The organism is Microbacterium sp. KHB019, from assembly GCF_037285405.1.
In the GTDB taxonomy this organism is placed as follows: domain Bacteria; phylum Actinomycetota; class Actinomycetes; order Actinomycetales; family Microbacteriaceae; genus Microbacterium.
In genome coordinates this window covers 509,716-525,026 of the sequence record NZ_JBBDHF010000001.1, presented here as the reverse complement: position 1 = coordinate 525,026, position 15,311 = coordinate 509,716, and the positions used below count along the sequence as shown (strand labels likewise).

Genomic DNA, 15,311 nt, shown 5'->3' with positions numbered 1-15,311 from the left:
CAGGCGATCCTCAGGCGATGAGCGCAGCGTGCGCCATCGCGCTGAGGATCGCCGCGGTCGACTTCTTCGAGCGTGTGGCGCTTCGGGTACTGTGCGGCGTGGAGTTGATCAGGCCGAAGCACGCCTGAACGCGCAGCCGCAGTTCGTCCGCCGGCGCATTGTGCAGCGGCGAGAGTGCCGAGATCCACATGTCGATGTACTCGCGCTGCAGCCGGCGCACGTCGGCACGGTCCTCATCGGAGAGATGCGCGAGGTCCCGGTCCTGCACGCGGATCACGTCGGCGTTCCCGAGGGCGAAGTCGACGTGGAAGCCCACGAGCGCCCGCATCCGATCCTCGGCGCTCTGCTCCTCCTCGGCGACGCGCAAGCCCCCGCTGACGAGGTCCTCGCTGACCTTGATGAGGACGGCGCCGAGCAGCGCCTGCTTTCCGCTGAAATGGCGGTACACGGCTGGGCCGGAGACGCCGACGGCCGCGCCGATGTCCTCCAGGCTCACGCCGGAGTATCCGCGCTCCGCGAACAGGCGTGCCGCTTCGGCCAGGAGCGCATCGGCGCGCTCGGCCTTCGCACGATCCCTGGCGGTGAGAGGGCTTGTCATTTCAGTTAACGCTCGCTAACCTAAATTATCGGGTTAGTGAACACTAACCGAAAACGTGCGATGGATGCCACCACGTGAGTCGAGGAGGACGACACGATGTCAGTGACACAGCAGTCGCTCGCGGCCGAGCTGCATGCGCGCTTGGCCGTAGCGGCCGCCGGGGGGCCGGAGTCGTCGCGCCAGCGCCACGTGGCCAGGGGCAAGCTCCTGCCACGCGAGCGCATCACAAGAGTCCTCGACGAGGGGAGTCCGTTCCTCGAGGTCGCTCCGCTCGCCGCTGACGGCCTGTACGGTGGCGAGGTGCCGGCAGCCGGCGTGATCGCCGGCATCGGGCTCGTCCACGGGCGGCACGTCATGGTGCTGTGCAACGATGCGACGGTCAAGGGCGGCAGCTACCTGCCGATGACCGTGAAGAAGCATCTGCGCGCACAGGAGATCGCGATCGAGAACCGTCTCCCGTGCCTGTACCTCGTCGACTCCGGGGGAGCCTTCCTCCCCAAGCAGGACGAGGTGTTCCCGGATCGGGACCACTTCGGACGCATCTTCTTCAACCAGGCGCGCATGAGCGCCGAGGGGATCCCGCAGCTCGCGGCCGTCCTCGGATCGTGCACCGCTGGTGGCGCCTACGTGCCGGCGATGAGCGACGAGACGGTGATCGTCCGCAATCAGGGAACGATCTTCCTCGGCGGCCCGCCGCTCGTGAAGGCCGCGATCGGCGAGGTCGTCACGGCCGAGGAACTGGGCGGGGGAGAGCTGCACGCTCGACGCTCCGGCGTCGTCGACCATCTCGCCGAGGATGACGAGCACGCCCTCGAGATCCTCCGCGATATCGTGCAGACGCTGCCGGCCCCTGCTCAACCGGCCTGGGAGGTGACGGCATCCAGGGCACCTGACGACGAATCCAGTCTGTACGACGTGGTCCCCGTCGACGTGAACGCCGCCTATGACGTGCACGAGGTCATCAGCCGGCTCGTCGACGGCGACTCGTTCCGCGAGTTCAAGGCCGAGTACGGCACGACGCTCGTCACGGGATTCGCGCGCCTGCACGGGCATCCGGTCGGCATCATCGCCAACAACGGCGTGCTCTTCAGCGAGTCCGCACTCAAGGGCGCGCATTTCATCGAGCTGTGCGACCAGCGCGGCATCCCCCTGCTGTTCCTGCAGAACATCACCGGCTTCATGGTCGGATCCGATGCCGAGGCCGGCGGCATCGCGAAGGACGGCGCCAAGATGGTCACCGCCGTCGCCACAACACGCGTCCCCAAGCTCACGGTGATCATCGGGGGCTCGTTCGGTGCGGGCAACTACTCGATGTGCGGCCGTGCGTACTCGCCGCGCTTCCTCTGGACGTGGCCGGCGAGTCGCATCTCGGTGATGGGCGGGAACCAGGCGGCGTCCGTACTGGCCACCGTCAAGGAGGACCAGCTGACCGCCCGTGGCGACTCGTGGAGCGCCGACGAGCGTACCGCCTTCGAAGAGCCGATCCGCGCCCAGTACGAGAACCAGGGTGAGCCCTACTACGCCACGGCGAGGCTCTGGGACGATGGCATCATCGATCCGGACGAGACCCGCGACCGCCTCGGGCTCGCACTCGACGTCATCGCCCGCAGCCCGCTGCCCGAACCGCGCTTCGGCGTCTTCCGGATGTGAGACCCATGACGACCTTCGACACCGTCCTCGTCGCCAACCGCGGCGAGATCGCCAGACGGATCATCCGCACCCTTCGGCAGCAGGGCCTGCGCAGCGTCGCGGTGTACAGCGACGCCGACGCCGACGCTCCGCACGTCCGCGAGGCTGATGTCGCCGTACGGATCGGCCCCGCGCCGGCGTCCGAGTCCTACCTGGACGTGGACGCGGTCATGCGCGCCGCCCGCGACACCGGTGCGCAGGCGATCCACCCCGGGTACGGGTTCCTGTCCGAGAGCGTGGCCCTCGCCCGGGCCTGCGCCGACGCCGGTGTGGTCTTCATCGGCCCGTCCACGGAGGCGCTGCAGATCATGGGCGACAAGGCCACGGCACGAGAGCAGGTCGCAGCGCGCGATGTTCCCGTCGTCCCCGGCTTCGACGCGACCGGCCTGACGGACGGGCAGATCGCGGTCCGCGCTGCCGAGGTGGGCTACCCGCTGCTCGTCAAGCCCAGCGCAGGCGGCGGCGGCAAGGGCATGGAGGTCGTCGCGGATGAGGCGCATCTGGATGCCGCCCTCGCCTCCGCTCGTCGCGTCGCGAAGGCGGCGTTCTCGGACGACGCGCTGCTGCTGGAGCGCCTGATCTCCCGTCCTCGGCACATCGAGGTGCAGGTGTTCGGCGACTCCTACGGCACAGTCGTCGCTCTCGGCGAGCGCGAGTGCACTCTACAGCGCAGACATCAGAAGGTCATCGAGGAGGCGCCGTCGGCCGGTCTGCCGGACGGAGTGCGCGAGCGGCTGTTCGACGCGGCAGTACGTGCGGCGGAGAGCGTGTCCTACGTGGGTGCGGGGACAGTCGAGTTCCTCGTCGACGCGGATGCCCCCCAGGAGTTCTTCTTCATCGAGATGAACACGCGGCTCCAGGTGGAGCATCCGGTCACCGAAGCCGTCACGGGACTCGACCTCGTCGCGCTGCAGCTCGCGGTCGCGGCAGGAGACGCCCTGCCGGCTGTGCCGCCGGTCACCGGGCACGCTGTCGAGGCGCGCGTCTACGCGGAGTCGCCCTCGACCGGGTTCCTCCCCTCGACAGGTCGAGTTCTGCGCTTCGACGCGCCCTCCGGGGTGCGCGTGGATGCCGCGATCGAGACGGGCAGCGAGGTCAGCGCCTTCTACGACCCGATGATCGCGAAGGTCGTCGCCCACGGGACGGACCGGCGCTCGGCGCTGGAGCAGCTCGACGCGGCGCTGGCCGATGTCGTCATCCTCGGCGTCGAGACGAGCGTCGAGTTCTTGCGCATGCTCGTGACGAACGAGCGCGTGGTGGCAGGAGACCTCGACACCGGGCTGATCGAGACGCTGCTGCCTGTCGCCCCCGCGGTTGTCTCGCCCCGCATGGTCGACGCTGCGAGACTTGCTTTGCGGGGTGAGGATGCTGTTGCCAGCGCAAGTCTCGTCGCGCAAGGCAGTTCACGGGCGGGCGACGTGTGGGCGGCGCTGACGGATGCGGGGGCGCGGGAGGTCGCGTTCTTGACGGACGCGGGTGAACTGTTGGACGGACGGGCGGATGCTGAGACCGGGGCCTCTGCCGAAGCGGATGCCGCCGGCATCGCTGCGGCCCGCGTCCCGGCGGCGATCGACGCGGACGGGGCGGTGTGGGTCAGCGAAGGCGGGCGATCCGTCCGGCTGCGCCCGCTGGATCGTCGGGCACGCATGAAGCATCGACTCGCGGCCGCCGGGCCGACCGACGCCGAGACGAGTCCAGAGGCTCGGGCTCCGATGCCGGGCAACGTCGTCGCCGTGCATGTGGACGAGGGGGCGGCCGTGGCGAAGGGCGAACCCCTCGTCTCGATCGAGGCGATGAAGATGGAGCATCCGGTGCTCGCGCCGCACGACGGCACAGTGCACCTCATGGTTGCCGTCGGCGATCAGGCACGGCGCGACCAGGTCGTCGCGACCGTGACAGAACACTCAGGACCCGCAGACAGCGAAGGAGCATCATGACCATCGATCTCACGGAGGAGGAGCTCGAGCTCAGCGCGATGGTGCGCGAGTTCGCCGACACCGTCGTCGCCCCGCAGGCGTACGAGGCCGACCGCACGCACACGCTGTCGATGGATGTCGTCGGCCAGATGGGCGAGCTGGGACTCTTCGGGCTCCCGTTCCCCGAGGAGGTCGGCGGTCAGGGCGGCGACTACATGGCACTGTGTCTTGCGATCGAGGGTCTCGGCCGGGTGGACCAGTCCATCGCGATCACGCTCGAGGCGGGTGTCAGCCTCGGCGCGATGCCGATCTTCCGCTTCGGAAACGACGCCCAGCGCGAGGAGCACCTGCCCGACCTGCTCGCCGGCCGGGCGATGGCCGGTTTCGGCCTCACCGAGCCCGAGGCCGGCAGCGATGCCGGTGCCACCCGGACCACCGCGCGCTTGGACGGCGACGAGTGGGTCGTCGACGGCTCCAAGCAGTTCATCACGAACTCCGGAACCCCGATCACGCGCTTCGTCACGGTCACCGCCGTCACCGGTGTGCACGACGGCCGCAAGGAGATCTCCACGATCATCATCCCGAACGGCACGCCCGGCTTCACGGTTGAGCCGGCGTACGACAAGGTCGGATGGCACGCTTCCGACACGCACCCGCTCACGTTCGACGGCGTCCGGGTGCCGGCGGGCAACCTCGTCGGAGAGCGCGGTTCCGGGTTCAAGAACTTCCTCAGCATCCTCGACGAGGGGCGCATCGCCATCGCCGCGCTCTCGACGGGCGCCGCCGAGGGATGCCTGGAGGCCGCCGTCGAGTACGCCAAGAGCCGCACGGTCTTCGGCGCCGCACTCAGCACGCGGCAGAACGCGCAGTTCACGCTCGCCCGGATGCGCGCACGGGTGCACACGGCCCGGCTCGCCTGGCACCACGCCGCACGACTGCGCGACGCGGGCAAGTCGTTCGCCGAAGCCGCTGCGATCGCCAAACTCGTCGCCGGCGACGCCGCGATGGACAACGCACGCGACGCCACCCAGATCTTCGGCGGCAACGGCTTCATGAACGAATTCTCCGTCGGTCGGCACTATCGTGACTCGAAGATCCTCGAGATCGGCGAGGGGACGACAGAGGTGCAGCTGCTGGTGATCGCACGCGGATTGGGGCTCATGTGACCGACACGGGTTCAAAAGAGATCCTCCAGCGCGGCCTGTACTTCGAGGAGTTCGAACTCGGTGCGCGATACCTGCATCGTCCTGGTCGCACGGCCACCGAGGCCGACAACGTTCTGTTCACCACGCTCACGATGAACACACAGGCGCTGCACCTGGACGCCGCGTTCTCGGCGTCGCAGGAGTTCGGTCAGCGTCTGATGAACTCGATGTGGACGCTGTCGACCATGGTCGGATCATCCGTCGCCCAGCTCACCCAGGGTACGCTCGTCGCCCAGCTCGGGCTCGGGGAGATCGCCTTCCCGCACCCTCTGTTCACCGGTGACACGCTGTACACCGAGAGCGTCATCACGGAGAAGCGGCTGTCGAGGTCGCGTGAGGGGCAGGGCATCGTCACGATCGCCCACACCGGGCGCAACCAGGACGGCGTCGTCGTCGCCACGGCCACGCGCACGACGCTCATCCACTGCGCACCGCAGGAGGACGGATGACTTTCGACGCCGGGCCCGCCCTGCTGTTCTGCCCCGGCGATCGACCGGAGCGCTTCGCGAAGGCCGCTGAACGCGCGGACGCCGTGATCCTCGATCTGGAGGACGCCGTGTCAGCGGATGCGAAGGCCGACGCCCGGGCGTTCGTCGCGGCATCCGATCTCGACCCGGCACGCGTCATCGTGCGCGTCAATGCGCCGGACACGGCGGACTTCGTCGCAGACCTCGCGATGCTCGCCGGCTCTCCGTTCCGTACGGTGATGGTCGCGAAGACGGAGGACCCGGCCGCGCTCGATGTCTTCGACGCGACGTACTCGGTCATCGCGCTGTGCGAGACAGCGCGCGGTGTCAGTGCGGCCGACCGCATTGCCGCCCACGATCGAGTGATCGCTCTGATGTGGGGCGCCGAGGACCTCGTCGCCTCGCTCGGAGGCACCTCGAGCCGGTACAGCGACGGGCGCTACCGCGACGTCGCCCGGTACGCCAGAGCTCGCGTCCTGATGGAAGCAGGCGCTCACGGCAAGGCGGCGATCGACGCCGTGCACATCGACATCGACGACGCCGCAGGACTCGCGGCAGAGGCGGTGGATGCCGCGGCCTCCGGTTTCCGCGCGACGGCGTGCATCCACCCGGGTCAGGTCGCGACCATTCGGGAGGCCTACGCGCCGGATGCCGAAACCCTGACCTGGGCGCGCGACGTGCTGGCAGCGGCCGAGGGGGAGCGCGGCGTGTTCCGCTTCCGCGGACGGATGATCGACGAGCCGTTGCTGCGACACGCACGTTCCGTCGCGGCGCGCGGGGTCTAGTCCCTCCGGCGGCTAGATCGCGACAGGGTCCAGCAGCCGCAACAGCCCCGGCCCCGCCTCGAACCGGTGCAGGGAGCCGTTGCGCAGCACGTCCCCCTCGCGCGGCAGCGTGCCGCCCGATGCGTGGCCGAGCAACGAGCGGATCACACCGCCGTGCGTGACGACGATGATCGACTCCGCAGTCGGCGCCGAACGACGCCTGGACCCCCGGGCGATCACGTCGAGTGCTCCCAGTGCACGGTCGCGGACGACGTCGAGGCTCTCGGCGCCTGAGGGCGCGGAGTGCCAGTTCTCGAACCGCTCGAGGTACTCCTCGACGAGCATCCCCTCGCCCTCGCCGAACTCGCGCTCACGCAGGTCGTCGGCCAGCCCCGGAGCGTCGAGGCCGAGGTGTCCCGCGATGATCCGCGCCGTCTCGTGAGCGCGCACCAGAGGGCTCGCATAGATGGCGTGATGCGTCACCTCGCCGAGCAGTTCGGCGGCGGCGAGCGCATCGGCGCGGCCGGTCTCGTTCAGCGGGATGTCGGTCGACCCCTGGATGCGTCGCGCGAGGTTCCAATCGGTCTGACCGTGCCGGACGAGTGTGATGAGAGTCACGTGAGCAGCTCCTTGAGGGCCGGAAGCACGTCGCCTGTTCCGCCGGCCAGCACGGCGTGCGCCCACGGATCGGCGCGGGTCGGCTCGCGGTTGACGATGATGAGGGGGATGCCGCGTCTCCGGGCTCGTTCGACCAGCCGCACCCCTGAGTTCACGACCAGGGAGGAACCGGCGACGATCAGGGCATCGCTCCCGCGCAGCAGCGACTCCGCCGAGCGGAAGCGATCGGCCGGTACGAACTCGCCGAAGAAGACCACGTCGGGCTTCAGCATCCCGCCGCAGACCGTGCAGACGGGCACGATGAAGCCGTCGCTGCTCTCCGGCGCGACATCGCCGTCGGGGTTGAGCGCGATGTTCTCGGGAACAGTGATCCAGGGGTTGAGGTCTTCGATCTGTTCCGCGATGTCCCGGCGGTCGAAGACCTGACCGCAGTGCAGGCACAGGACTCGACGCATCGTGCCGTGCACCTCGACCACTCTGGTGCTCCCCGCGCGCAGGTGCAGACCGTCGACGTTCTGCGTGACGATGCCGGAGACGACGCCGTCGCGCTCCATCTCTGCGAGCGCGATGTGCCCGGAGTTCGGCTGGGCGGACGCGAACGCGCGCCAGCCCAGGTGCCCGCCGATCCAGTAGCGGCGTCTGGCCGCCTCATCGGCGAGGTAGCGCTGGCCCGTCATCGGGTCGGCGCGGGTGCGTGCGCCCTCGCCGCGGTAGGCGGGGATGCCGGAATCGGTGGAGATGCCGGCACCGGTGAGAACGGCGATGCGGCGGCCGCGGAGGAGTTCGGCGGACCTCTCGATGCCGGCTGACAGCTCGGCAGTGATCGTCGCGCTCACAGGACCTCCCCGACGAGTCTACGGTGCGGCGTCGCAGGCCGGGGCGTGCTGGCAGAGTTGAGGCATGCGCATCGAGCCCGTCGAGGACGCCGCCGACCCGCGGCTCGCCGACTACCGGAACCTCACCGACACCGTCCTGCGACGCGTGCAGGAACCGGAGGGCGGCCTGTACATCGCTGAGTCCGCGAAGGTCATCGAGCGCGCGATCGAGGCCAATCACATGCCGCGCTCGGTGCTCACGCAGGAGCGATGGGTGACGGGCCTCAAGGCGTTGCTCGCAGACGTCGACGTCCCGGTCTACCTCGTCCCGGATGACGTCGCCGAGCAGGTCACCGGATTCGCCGTGCACCGCGGCGCACTCGCGTCGATGCATCGCCCTGCCCTCCCGCGGCTGAGCGAGGTGCTGCGCGATGCACGGGTCGTCCTGGTGCTCGAAGACCTCATCGAGCACCAGAACGTCGGCGCTGCCTTTCGGGCGGCGGCCGGACTCGGTGCGGATGCCGTGATCGTGACGTCGCGCTGCGCCGATCCGCTGTATCGCCGCAGCGTCAAGGTGAGCATGGGCACGGTGTTCCAGGTGCCGTGGACGCGCATCGACGAGACGAGCGCTGGTCTCGCGGAGCTGCGTTCGGCAGGTTTCGCGATCGCGGCGCTGGCTCTCAGCGACGACGCGGTGCCGTTGGACGCCTATGCGGCGGACCGACCCGAGAAGGTCGCGCTTCTGTTGGGCACCGAGGGCGACGGGCTCTCGCACGCGGCACTGGAGGCAGCGGATGCGATCGTGACGATCCCGATGCGCGGGGGAGTGGACTCGCTCAATGTCGCCTCGGCTGCGGCCGTGGCCCTGTGGGCGCTCACGAGCAGCACGCGCTGATCACTTGTCGTCCGCGACGAGGAGCACCGGCGACGGCTCCGGCCGCTTCGCGGTGATGAGGTCACCCGACGACTGGTGCCGCAGCCGCCGCAGCACCCAGGGGACGAGGTGCTCGCGAGCCCATCCGAGATCCTCGGCGCGCGCTGCGCGCCACGTGCGCATCGGCAGCGGGTCCGGCTGCATCGCCTGCAGGCTGTTGGGGACGTTCAGGGCGCGCAGCACCATCCGGGCGACCTCGTGATGGCCGAGCGCGTTGTAGTGCAGGCGATCGTCGTCGAAGAAGCGCGCGTCCTGGACCGTCTTCAACGCCCACTGGTCGGCGACGATGCAGTCGTGTCGATCGGCGATCGCACGCACGTTCTCGTTGTAGATGGCCACCTTGCCGCGGACGCGGCGGAACACGGGAGTGAAGCCTGTGTCGATGCCGGTGAAGAGGATGATCGCCGCGCCTGTGGATGCCAGACGCGAGACTGCGTCGTCGAGCTGGGATGCGATGTCGTCCGGGTCGGTTCCCGGACGGATCACGTCGTTGCCGCCGGCGCAGATCGAGATGAGATCAGGGCGCAGAGCGACAGCCGGTTCGACCTGGTCGGCGACGATCTGAGCTATGAGCTTGCCGCGGACGGCGAGGTTGGCGTACGCGAAGTCGTCGACCTGGGCGGCGAGCACCTCTGCGACGCGGTCCGCCCATCCGCGGTTGCCGCCCGGAGCGTTCGGATCCGGGTCGCCGATCCCTTCGGTGAAGGAGTCGCCGACAGCCACGAATCGGCGCCACGGGTGCGATCCCTCGTTGGCGATGTAGGGGGTCCGGGAGGATTCTGGATCCGTCATCAGTCTCTCCTTCGACGTGCGCGCGGCCCGGAGTCGTGGTCGCGCAGAGATCGAGCCTACTCCGCGCCGCAGACGGCGCACGTGGGCGGCGAGCGATGTCTGCGACTGCGATTACCCTTGAGTCGATGCTCTCTCCGTCCTTCCCCCAGCGCGCCCCATGGGGGACGGCGGACAAGCTCCGCGCGTGGCAACGGGAGGCTCTCGACCTCTATTTCGCGCGTGATCAGCGGGACTTCCTCGTCGCCGCGACCCCTGGCGCAGGAAAGACGACGTTCGCGCTCACGCTGGCGGTCGAGTTGCTGCGCATGGGCGAGATCAACCGCGTCATCGTGGTGGCTCCGACAGAGCACCTGAAGACCCAGTGGGCCGATGCAGCCGCGCGCGTGCACATCCGGCTGGATCCCCGGTTCCGCAACAGCCATTGGGCCCCATCGCGTCAGTACCACGGTGTCGTCGTCACGTACGCACAGGTGGCGGCGAAACCGTCCGTGCACCGGCACCTGACAGAGGACGCGCACACGCTGGTGATCCTCGATGAGGTGCACCACGGCGGCGACGCGCTCAGCTGGGGCGACGGCATCCGCGACGCCTACGGGCCGGCGAAACGACGGTTGTCGCTGTCCGGAACGCCCTTCCGCAGCGATACCGCTCCGATCCCGTTCGTGACCTACGCGCCCGACGAGTCGGGCGCGCGCATCTCGACGACCGACTACGCGTACGGATACGGCCGGGCCCTCGCGGACGGCGTGGTGCGGCCCGTCCTGTTCCACATGTACTCCGGAAAGATGCGGTGGCGCACGAGCGCCGGCGACGAGCTCGAGGCGCACCTCGGGCAGGACAACACGAAGGACGTCACCTCGCAGGCCTGGCGCACGGCTCTGGATCCGGAGGGCGAGTGGATGCCCGCTGTGCTGTCGGCTGCGGACCGCCGTCTCACCGAGATCCGCAACCATGTCCCGGATGCCGGGGGACTGGTGCTCGCCACCGATCAGACGGTCGCACGCGCGTACGCGAAGATCCTGCACAGCATCACCGGTCAGCAACCTACGATCGTCCTCTCCGACGACGCCACGGCATCCGAGCGCATCGAGAAGTTCAGCGCGAACGATTCGCGCTGGATGGTCGCGGTGCGCATGGTGTCGGAGGGCGTCGACGTCCCGCGTCTCGCGGTCGGCGTGTACGCGACGTCGTCGTCCACGCCGCTGTTCTTCGCTCAGGCGATCGGCCGTTTCGTGCGTGCCAGACGCCGAGGTGAGGCGGCGAGCGTGTTCCTGCCGAACGTCCCCGTGCTGATGGGCCTCGCGAACGAGCTGGAGAAGCAGCGCGATCACGCGCTCGACCGGCAGAGCAAGGACGACGACGGACTCGAGGACTCGCTGTTGGAGAGCGCGAATCGCGAGGAGGAGGCGTCCGACGCGCTCACGCAGGAGTTCACCTATCAGGCGATCTCCTCGCTCGCGCACTTCGACAGGGTCGTGTTCGAAGGGCAGGAGTTCGGGCAGCTCGCAGAACCGGGGACGCCGGAGGAGGAGGAGTTCATCGGCATTCCCGGGCTTCTCGAGCCCGAGCACGTGCACGAGCTTCTCATGCAGCGGCAGTCGCGCCAGTCCAGACTCCGCGAGGCCAGAGAGGCGCAGACCGGGCCGGAGGCGGTCACGACGCTGCCGCAGCCCCTGCACCGCACTCTGCGCGAGCAGCGCCAGCTCCTCAACAGCCTCGTCGGCCTTTACGCACGGCAGGCGGGCGAGCCGCACGGTGCCGTCCATGCCGAACTCCGCCGCCTGTGCGGCGGTCCAGCGGTCGCACAGGCGACAGTCGCCCAGTTGCAGCAGCGGATCGATCTGCTCCGCAAGCGCGTCCGCTCGTAGCGCAGCCGGCACCGGCGAATCTCGAGCCCCCTTAGGAGCCCCGAAATGCTGGCAATCCGGGCTTTTCGAGCAGGTCGCCGTGCCGCCGCAGATAGCGTGGATGTCGCCCGACGGCACCTACGCCACCCCGACTTGGAGGACTCATGAGTGCGCCTGCTCACGCAGAGCCGACCGCAGCGGACCGCAGACGCTGGGCACGCTACCTGGTCGAGGAACGCGCCGAGGGCCTCGTCTACCAGAAGCTCGCCGACAGCAAGGAAGGCGAGGAGAAGGAGATCCTGCAGAGCCTCGCCGATGCCGAGCGGCGTCACGAGCAGCACTGGCTCGATCTGCTCGGTGAGGAGCCGCAGCGCCTGCCCCGCGCCGGTATGCGATCCCGCCTGCTGGGCTGGATGGCCGGCCGATTCGGATCCATCTTCGTGCTGGTGCTCGCGCAGAGCGCCGAGGCACGATCGCCCTACGACACCGAGCTGTATGCGACACCCGCGATGCGCGCAGACGAGAAGATCCACTACGAGGTCGTCCGCGGTCTCGCGGCACGCGGCCGCCGGCGCCTGTCCGGGTCATTCCGCGCAGCGGTCTTCGGTGCCAACGACGGTCTCGTCAGCAACCTGGCGCTCGTCCTCGGCATCGGCGCGACCGGCGTCTCGTCGAGTTTCGTACTGTTCAGCGGCATCGCCGGGCTCCTCGCAGGAGCGCTCTCGATGGGGGCGGGGGAGTTCGTCTCCGTCCGCTCGCAGCGGGAGCTGCTGGCGTCGACCGAGGCCAACGAGGATGCCGCGCAGTCAGCCGGAGACCTCGATATCGACGAGAACGAGCTCGCCCTCGTCTATCGGGCGCGAGGCATGGATCAGGCCGAGGCGCTCACCCGCTCGCGTCGGGTCATCGCGGCAGCCCACGAGGGAGTGCGACGCACCGCTACTGGGCCCGTCCACGCGCACGGCGCCGGCAACGACCACGACATCGTGGGAAGCGACTGGACAGCTGCCCTGTCCAGCTTCTTCCTGTTCTCGTCCGGTGCGATCATTCCGGTGCTGCCGTGGATCTTCGGGCTGCAGGGGCTCACGGCGATCCTCGTCGCGCTGCTGCTGGTCGGCGTCGCGCTGCTGGCCACTGGTGCGACCGTCGGCATCCTCTCGGGCGGGCCGCCGCTGCGACGGGCCATCCGTCAGCTGGCGATCGGCTTCGGGGCCGCGGCGGTCACCTACGTCCTCGGCCTGGTGTTCGGCGTGGGCGCCGTGTGACACGAGCCGAAGCGGATACAAGAAAAGCCCCCATCAGGGGGCTTTTCTGTTTGTGCGCGGAGGGGGACTTGAACCCCCACGCCCTTACGGGCACTACGACCTCAACGTAGCGCGTCTACCATTCCGCCACCCGCGCAGGTGGTGAAGGTCGTTGCCGACCGAAGAGAAACGTTACCAGGTTTCGCGACAGCGGACGAACCAGGGCACCGCTCGGGCGTGCCGCACGCGCTTCGATAGCCTGGAGTCATGTCCGAGCCTCAGCTTCCGGAGGTCGTGCGCCTCGCGCAGGACCTGATCCGCATCGACACGTCGAACTTCGGCGGTGGGAACGCGAAGGGGGAGCGGGAGGCCGCGGAGTACGTCGGGGCCCACCTCGAGAGCCTCGGGCTGCAGACCGAGTACTACGAGCCGATTCCTCGGCGCACGAACGTGATGGCCCGAGTGCCCGGTCGCGATTCCCGCAAGCCGGCGCTGGTCGTGCACGGCCACCTCGACGTCGTCCCCGCGATGGCCGAGGACTGGAGCGTCGATCCCTTCGCCGGCATCGTGCGCGACGGGATGCTGTGGGGCCGCGGCGCCGTCGACATGAAGAACATGGATGCCATGATCCTCACGTCCGTCGCGGAGATCCTGCGCGCGGGTGAGCAGCCGGAGCGCGACCTCGTCCTGGCCTTCTTCGCCGATGAGGAGAACGGCGGTGTGGAGGGCTCCTCTCTGGTCGTGAAGGACCGGCCTGAGTGGTTCGCCGGTGCCACGGAGGCGATCAGCGAGGTCGGCGGCTACTCGATCACCGTCGACGATCGTCGCGCCTACCTGCTGCAGGTGGGGGAGAAGGCGCTCATCTGGATCCGCCTCGTGGCCAAGGGGCGTGCGGGCCACGGCAGCCGCCTGCATGAGGACAACGCGATCGTCAAGCTCGCCGAAGCCGTCACCGCCATCGGGCGCACGCGGTGGCCGATCCGGCTCACCCCGACGACGACCGCGCTGCTGCAGGGGCTGAGCGACCTCACCGGGCGGCCGCTCGACGATCCGGATGCCCTCGCTGCGGCATCCGGCCCCGCCGAGGCGTTCCTGCGCTCGACGTTCCGCACGACGACGAACCCGACGGTCCTCACGGCCGGATACAAGCACAACGTCATCCCCGAGCACGCGGAGGCGCTCATCGACGTCCGCGTGATCCCCGGAACGGAGGACGACGTGCTGGAGGAGCTGCAGCGCATCGTCGGCGACGACATCGCCATCGAGACCGTCGTGCGCGACATCGGCATGGAGACGCCCTTCGAGGGTGAGCTCGTCGAAGCCATGGTCGCATCTCTCGGCCGCCACGACCCCGGCGTTCCCGTCATCCCGTACCTGCTCGGAGCGGGTACCGACAACAAGGCGCTCACGACGCTCGGCATCACCGGCTACGGTTTCGCGCCGCTCCGTCTGCCGTCGGATCTGGACTTCACGGGGATGTTCCACGGGGTCGACGAGCGCGTCCCCGTAGAATCGCTTGTCTTCGGTCAGCACGTTCTGACCGATCTGCTGCGCACGTACTGACGCATCTCGCTCTACTCAGAAGGCCCCTCCATGCACCTGCTCGAAGCGCTGTTCCTCGGCATCATCCAGGGACTGACCGAGTTCCTCCCCATCTCGTCCAGCGCACATCTGCGGATCGTCGGAACGTTCACCGGCTCCGGAGAGGACCCGGGGGCGGCCTTCACCGCGATCACGCAGATCGGCACCGAGGCCGCCGTCGTAGTCTTCTTCTGGCGCGACATCACCCGGATCATCGGGCACTGGTTCCGCTCGCTCGTCGGCAAGCTGCCGCGCAACGACCCGGATGCGCGCATGGGCTGGCTGATCATCATCGGCAGCATCCCGATCGTCGTCCTGGGGCTGCTGTTCCAGGATCAGATCGAGACCGTGCTGCGCTCGATGTGGATCGTCGCGATCATGCTCATCGCGTTCGGCATCCTGCTCGGCGTCGCCGACTACGTGGGTGCCAAGCGCCGCAGACTCGACCAGATCACCTACCCGCACGGCATCCTGTACGGCTTTGCGCAGGCGCTGGCCCTGATCCCCGGCGTCTCGCGCTCCGGCGGCACGATCACCATGGGACTCTTCCTCGGCTACGAGCGCGCCGCGGCGGCCCGCTACGCGTTCCTCTTGGCCATCCCGGCCGTGTTCGGCAGCGGTTTCTTCCAGGTGTTCAAGAGCTGGGACGCTCCCGACCAGTACTTCACGATGGGCGAGACGGTCGCAGCGACCGGCATCGCGTTCGTCGTCGCTCTCGGCGTGATCGCGTTCTTCATGAACTGGATCTCGAAGCACAGCTTCCTGCCGTTCGTGATCTACCGGATCCTGCTCGGCGTCACGCTGCTGATCCTGCTCGGCACCGGAGTGATCGCGGGGTAGG

The 15,311-nt window shown here is 68.8% G+C and carries 14 protein-coding genes and 1 tRNA gene; 10 read left to right on the top strand and 5 right to left on the bottom strand.

The window, feature by feature from the left end; genetic code table 11:
- Positions 1 to 10 precede the first annotated feature (10 nt).
- On the bottom strand, positions 11 to 598 hold the full coding sequence (locus KHB019_RS02585) for a TetR/AcrR family transcriptional regulator (protein ID WP_337458026.1): 588 nt from the start codon (positions 596 to 598) through the stop codon (positions 11 to 13).
- 96 nt (positions 599 to 694) lie between these two features.
- Between KHB019_RS02585 and KHB019_RS02580 the strand changes: the two genes are divergently transcribed.
- From KHB019_RS02580 to KHB019_RS02560, 5 genes are read left to right on the top strand one after another with little or no spacing between them, the layout of a single operon-like run.
- Positions 695 to 2,248: a carboxyl transferase domain-containing protein gene (locus KHB019_RS02580; RefSeq protein ID WP_230103278.1), complete on the top strand. Its 1,554-nt coding sequence runs from the start codon at positions 695 to 697 to the stop codon at positions 2,246 to 2,248.
- A gap of 5 nt (positions 2,249 to 2,253) precedes the next feature.
- The gene (locus tag KHB019_RS02575; RefSeq protein WP_337458025.1) at positions 2,254 to 4,224 is read left to right on the top strand and encodes an acetyl/propionyl/methylcrotonyl-CoA carboxylase subunit alpha; all 1,971 of its coding nucleotides are present in this window, start codon (positions 2,254 to 2,256) and stop codon (positions 4,222 to 4,224) included.
- Positions 4,221 to 5,369, top strand: coding sequence for an acyl-CoA dehydrogenase family protein (locus tag KHB019_RS02570; RefSeq protein ID WP_230103276.1), 1,149 nt, complete (start codon positions 4,221 to 4,223; stop codon positions 5,367 to 5,369). Before KHB019_RS02575 ends, KHB019_RS02570 begins: the two co-directional genes overlap by 4 nt.
- Entirely contained in the window at positions 5,366 to 5,857 is a 492-nt protein-coding gene (locus KHB019_RS02565; RefSeq protein WP_337458024.1) for a MaoC family dehydratase, read from the top strand. Before KHB019_RS02570 ends, KHB019_RS02565 begins: the two co-directional genes overlap by 4 nt.
- Positions 5,854 to 6,660 (top strand): HpcH/HpaI aldolase/citrate lyase family protein, encoded by an 807-nt coding sequence (locus tag KHB019_RS02560; RefSeq protein WP_337458023.1) that lies wholly within the window; start codon positions 5,854 to 5,856, stop codon positions 6,658 to 6,660. Before KHB019_RS02565 ends, KHB019_RS02560 begins: the two co-directional genes overlap by 4 nt.
- Positions 6,661 to 6,672: 12 nt before the next feature.
- Here KHB019_RS02560 and KHB019_RS02555 read toward each other — a convergent pair whose 3' ends face one another.
- On the bottom strand, positions 6,673 to 7,257 hold the full coding sequence (locus KHB019_RS02555) for a histidine phosphatase family protein (RefSeq protein WP_230103273.1): 585 nt from the start codon (positions 7,255 to 7,257) through the stop codon (positions 6,673 to 6,675).
- A complete protein-coding gene (locus KHB019_RS02550) occupies positions 7,254 to 8,093 on the bottom strand; it encodes a Sir2 family NAD-dependent protein deacetylase (RefSeq protein WP_230103272.1) in 840 nt (279 codons plus the stop codon). Before KHB019_RS02550 ends, KHB019_RS02555 begins: the two co-directional genes overlap by 4 nt.
- A gap of 64 nt (positions 8,094 to 8,157) precedes the next feature.
- On the opposite strand from KHB019_RS02550, the gene KHB019_RS02545 reads away from it, so the two are divergent.
- Positions 8,158 to 8,967 carry a TrmH family RNA methyltransferase gene (locus KHB019_RS02545; protein ID WP_230103271.1) on the top strand — a complete coding sequence of 270 codons (810 nt, stop codon included), beginning with the start codon at positions 8,158 to 8,160 and terminating at the stop codon, positions 8,965 to 8,967.
- Here the strand turns inward: KHB019_RS02545 and KHB019_RS02540 are convergent, their stop codons facing one another.
- The gene (locus KHB019_RS02540) at positions 8,968 to 9,798 is read right to left on the bottom strand and encodes an SGNH/GDSL hydrolase family protein (protein ID WP_337458022.1); all 831 of its coding nucleotides are present in this window, start codon (positions 9,796 to 9,798) and stop codon (positions 8,968 to 8,970) included. It abuts the gene before it with no gap.
- A gap of 125 nt (positions 9,799 to 9,923) precedes the next feature.
- Between KHB019_RS02540 and KHB019_RS02535 the strand changes: the two genes are divergently transcribed.
- Positions 9,924 to 11,666, top strand: a complete 1,743-nt coding sequence (locus tag KHB019_RS02535; RefSeq protein WP_325471514.1) for a DEAD/DEAH box helicase — start codon at positions 9,924 to 9,926, stop codon at positions 11,664 to 11,666.
- Positions 11,667 to 11,809: 143 nt separating this feature from the next.
- On the top strand, positions 11,810 to 12,910 hold the full coding sequence (locus KHB019_RS02530) for a VIT1/CCC1 transporter family protein (protein ID WP_230103268.1): 1,101 nt from the start codon (positions 11,810 to 11,812) through the stop codon (positions 12,908 to 12,910).
- A 53-nt stretch (positions 12,911 to 12,963) separates the two neighbouring features.
- On the opposite strand, the gene KHB019_RS02525 is transcribed toward KHB019_RS02530, so the two are convergent.
- Positions 12,964 to 13,046 (bottom strand) — tRNA-Leu (locus KHB019_RS02525).
- Between the two features lie 110 nt (positions 13,047 to 13,156).
- Here KHB019_RS02525 and KHB019_RS02520 point away from each other — a divergent pair.
- The gene (locus tag KHB019_RS02520; RefSeq protein WP_325471515.1) at positions 13,157 to 14,452 is read left to right on the top strand and encodes a M20/M25/M40 family metallo-hydrolase; all 1,296 of its coding nucleotides are present in this window, start codon (positions 13,157 to 13,159) and stop codon (positions 14,450 to 14,452) included.
- Positions 14,453 to 14,482: 30 nt separating this feature from the next.
- Positions 14,483 to 15,310 carry an undecaprenyl-diphosphate phosphatase gene (locus KHB019_RS02515; RefSeq protein ID WP_325471516.1) on the top strand — a complete coding sequence of 276 codons (828 nt, stop codon included), beginning with the start codon at positions 14,483 to 14,485 and terminating at the stop codon, positions 15,308 to 15,310.
- The last annotated feature ends 1 nt before the right edge of the window (position 15,311 follow it).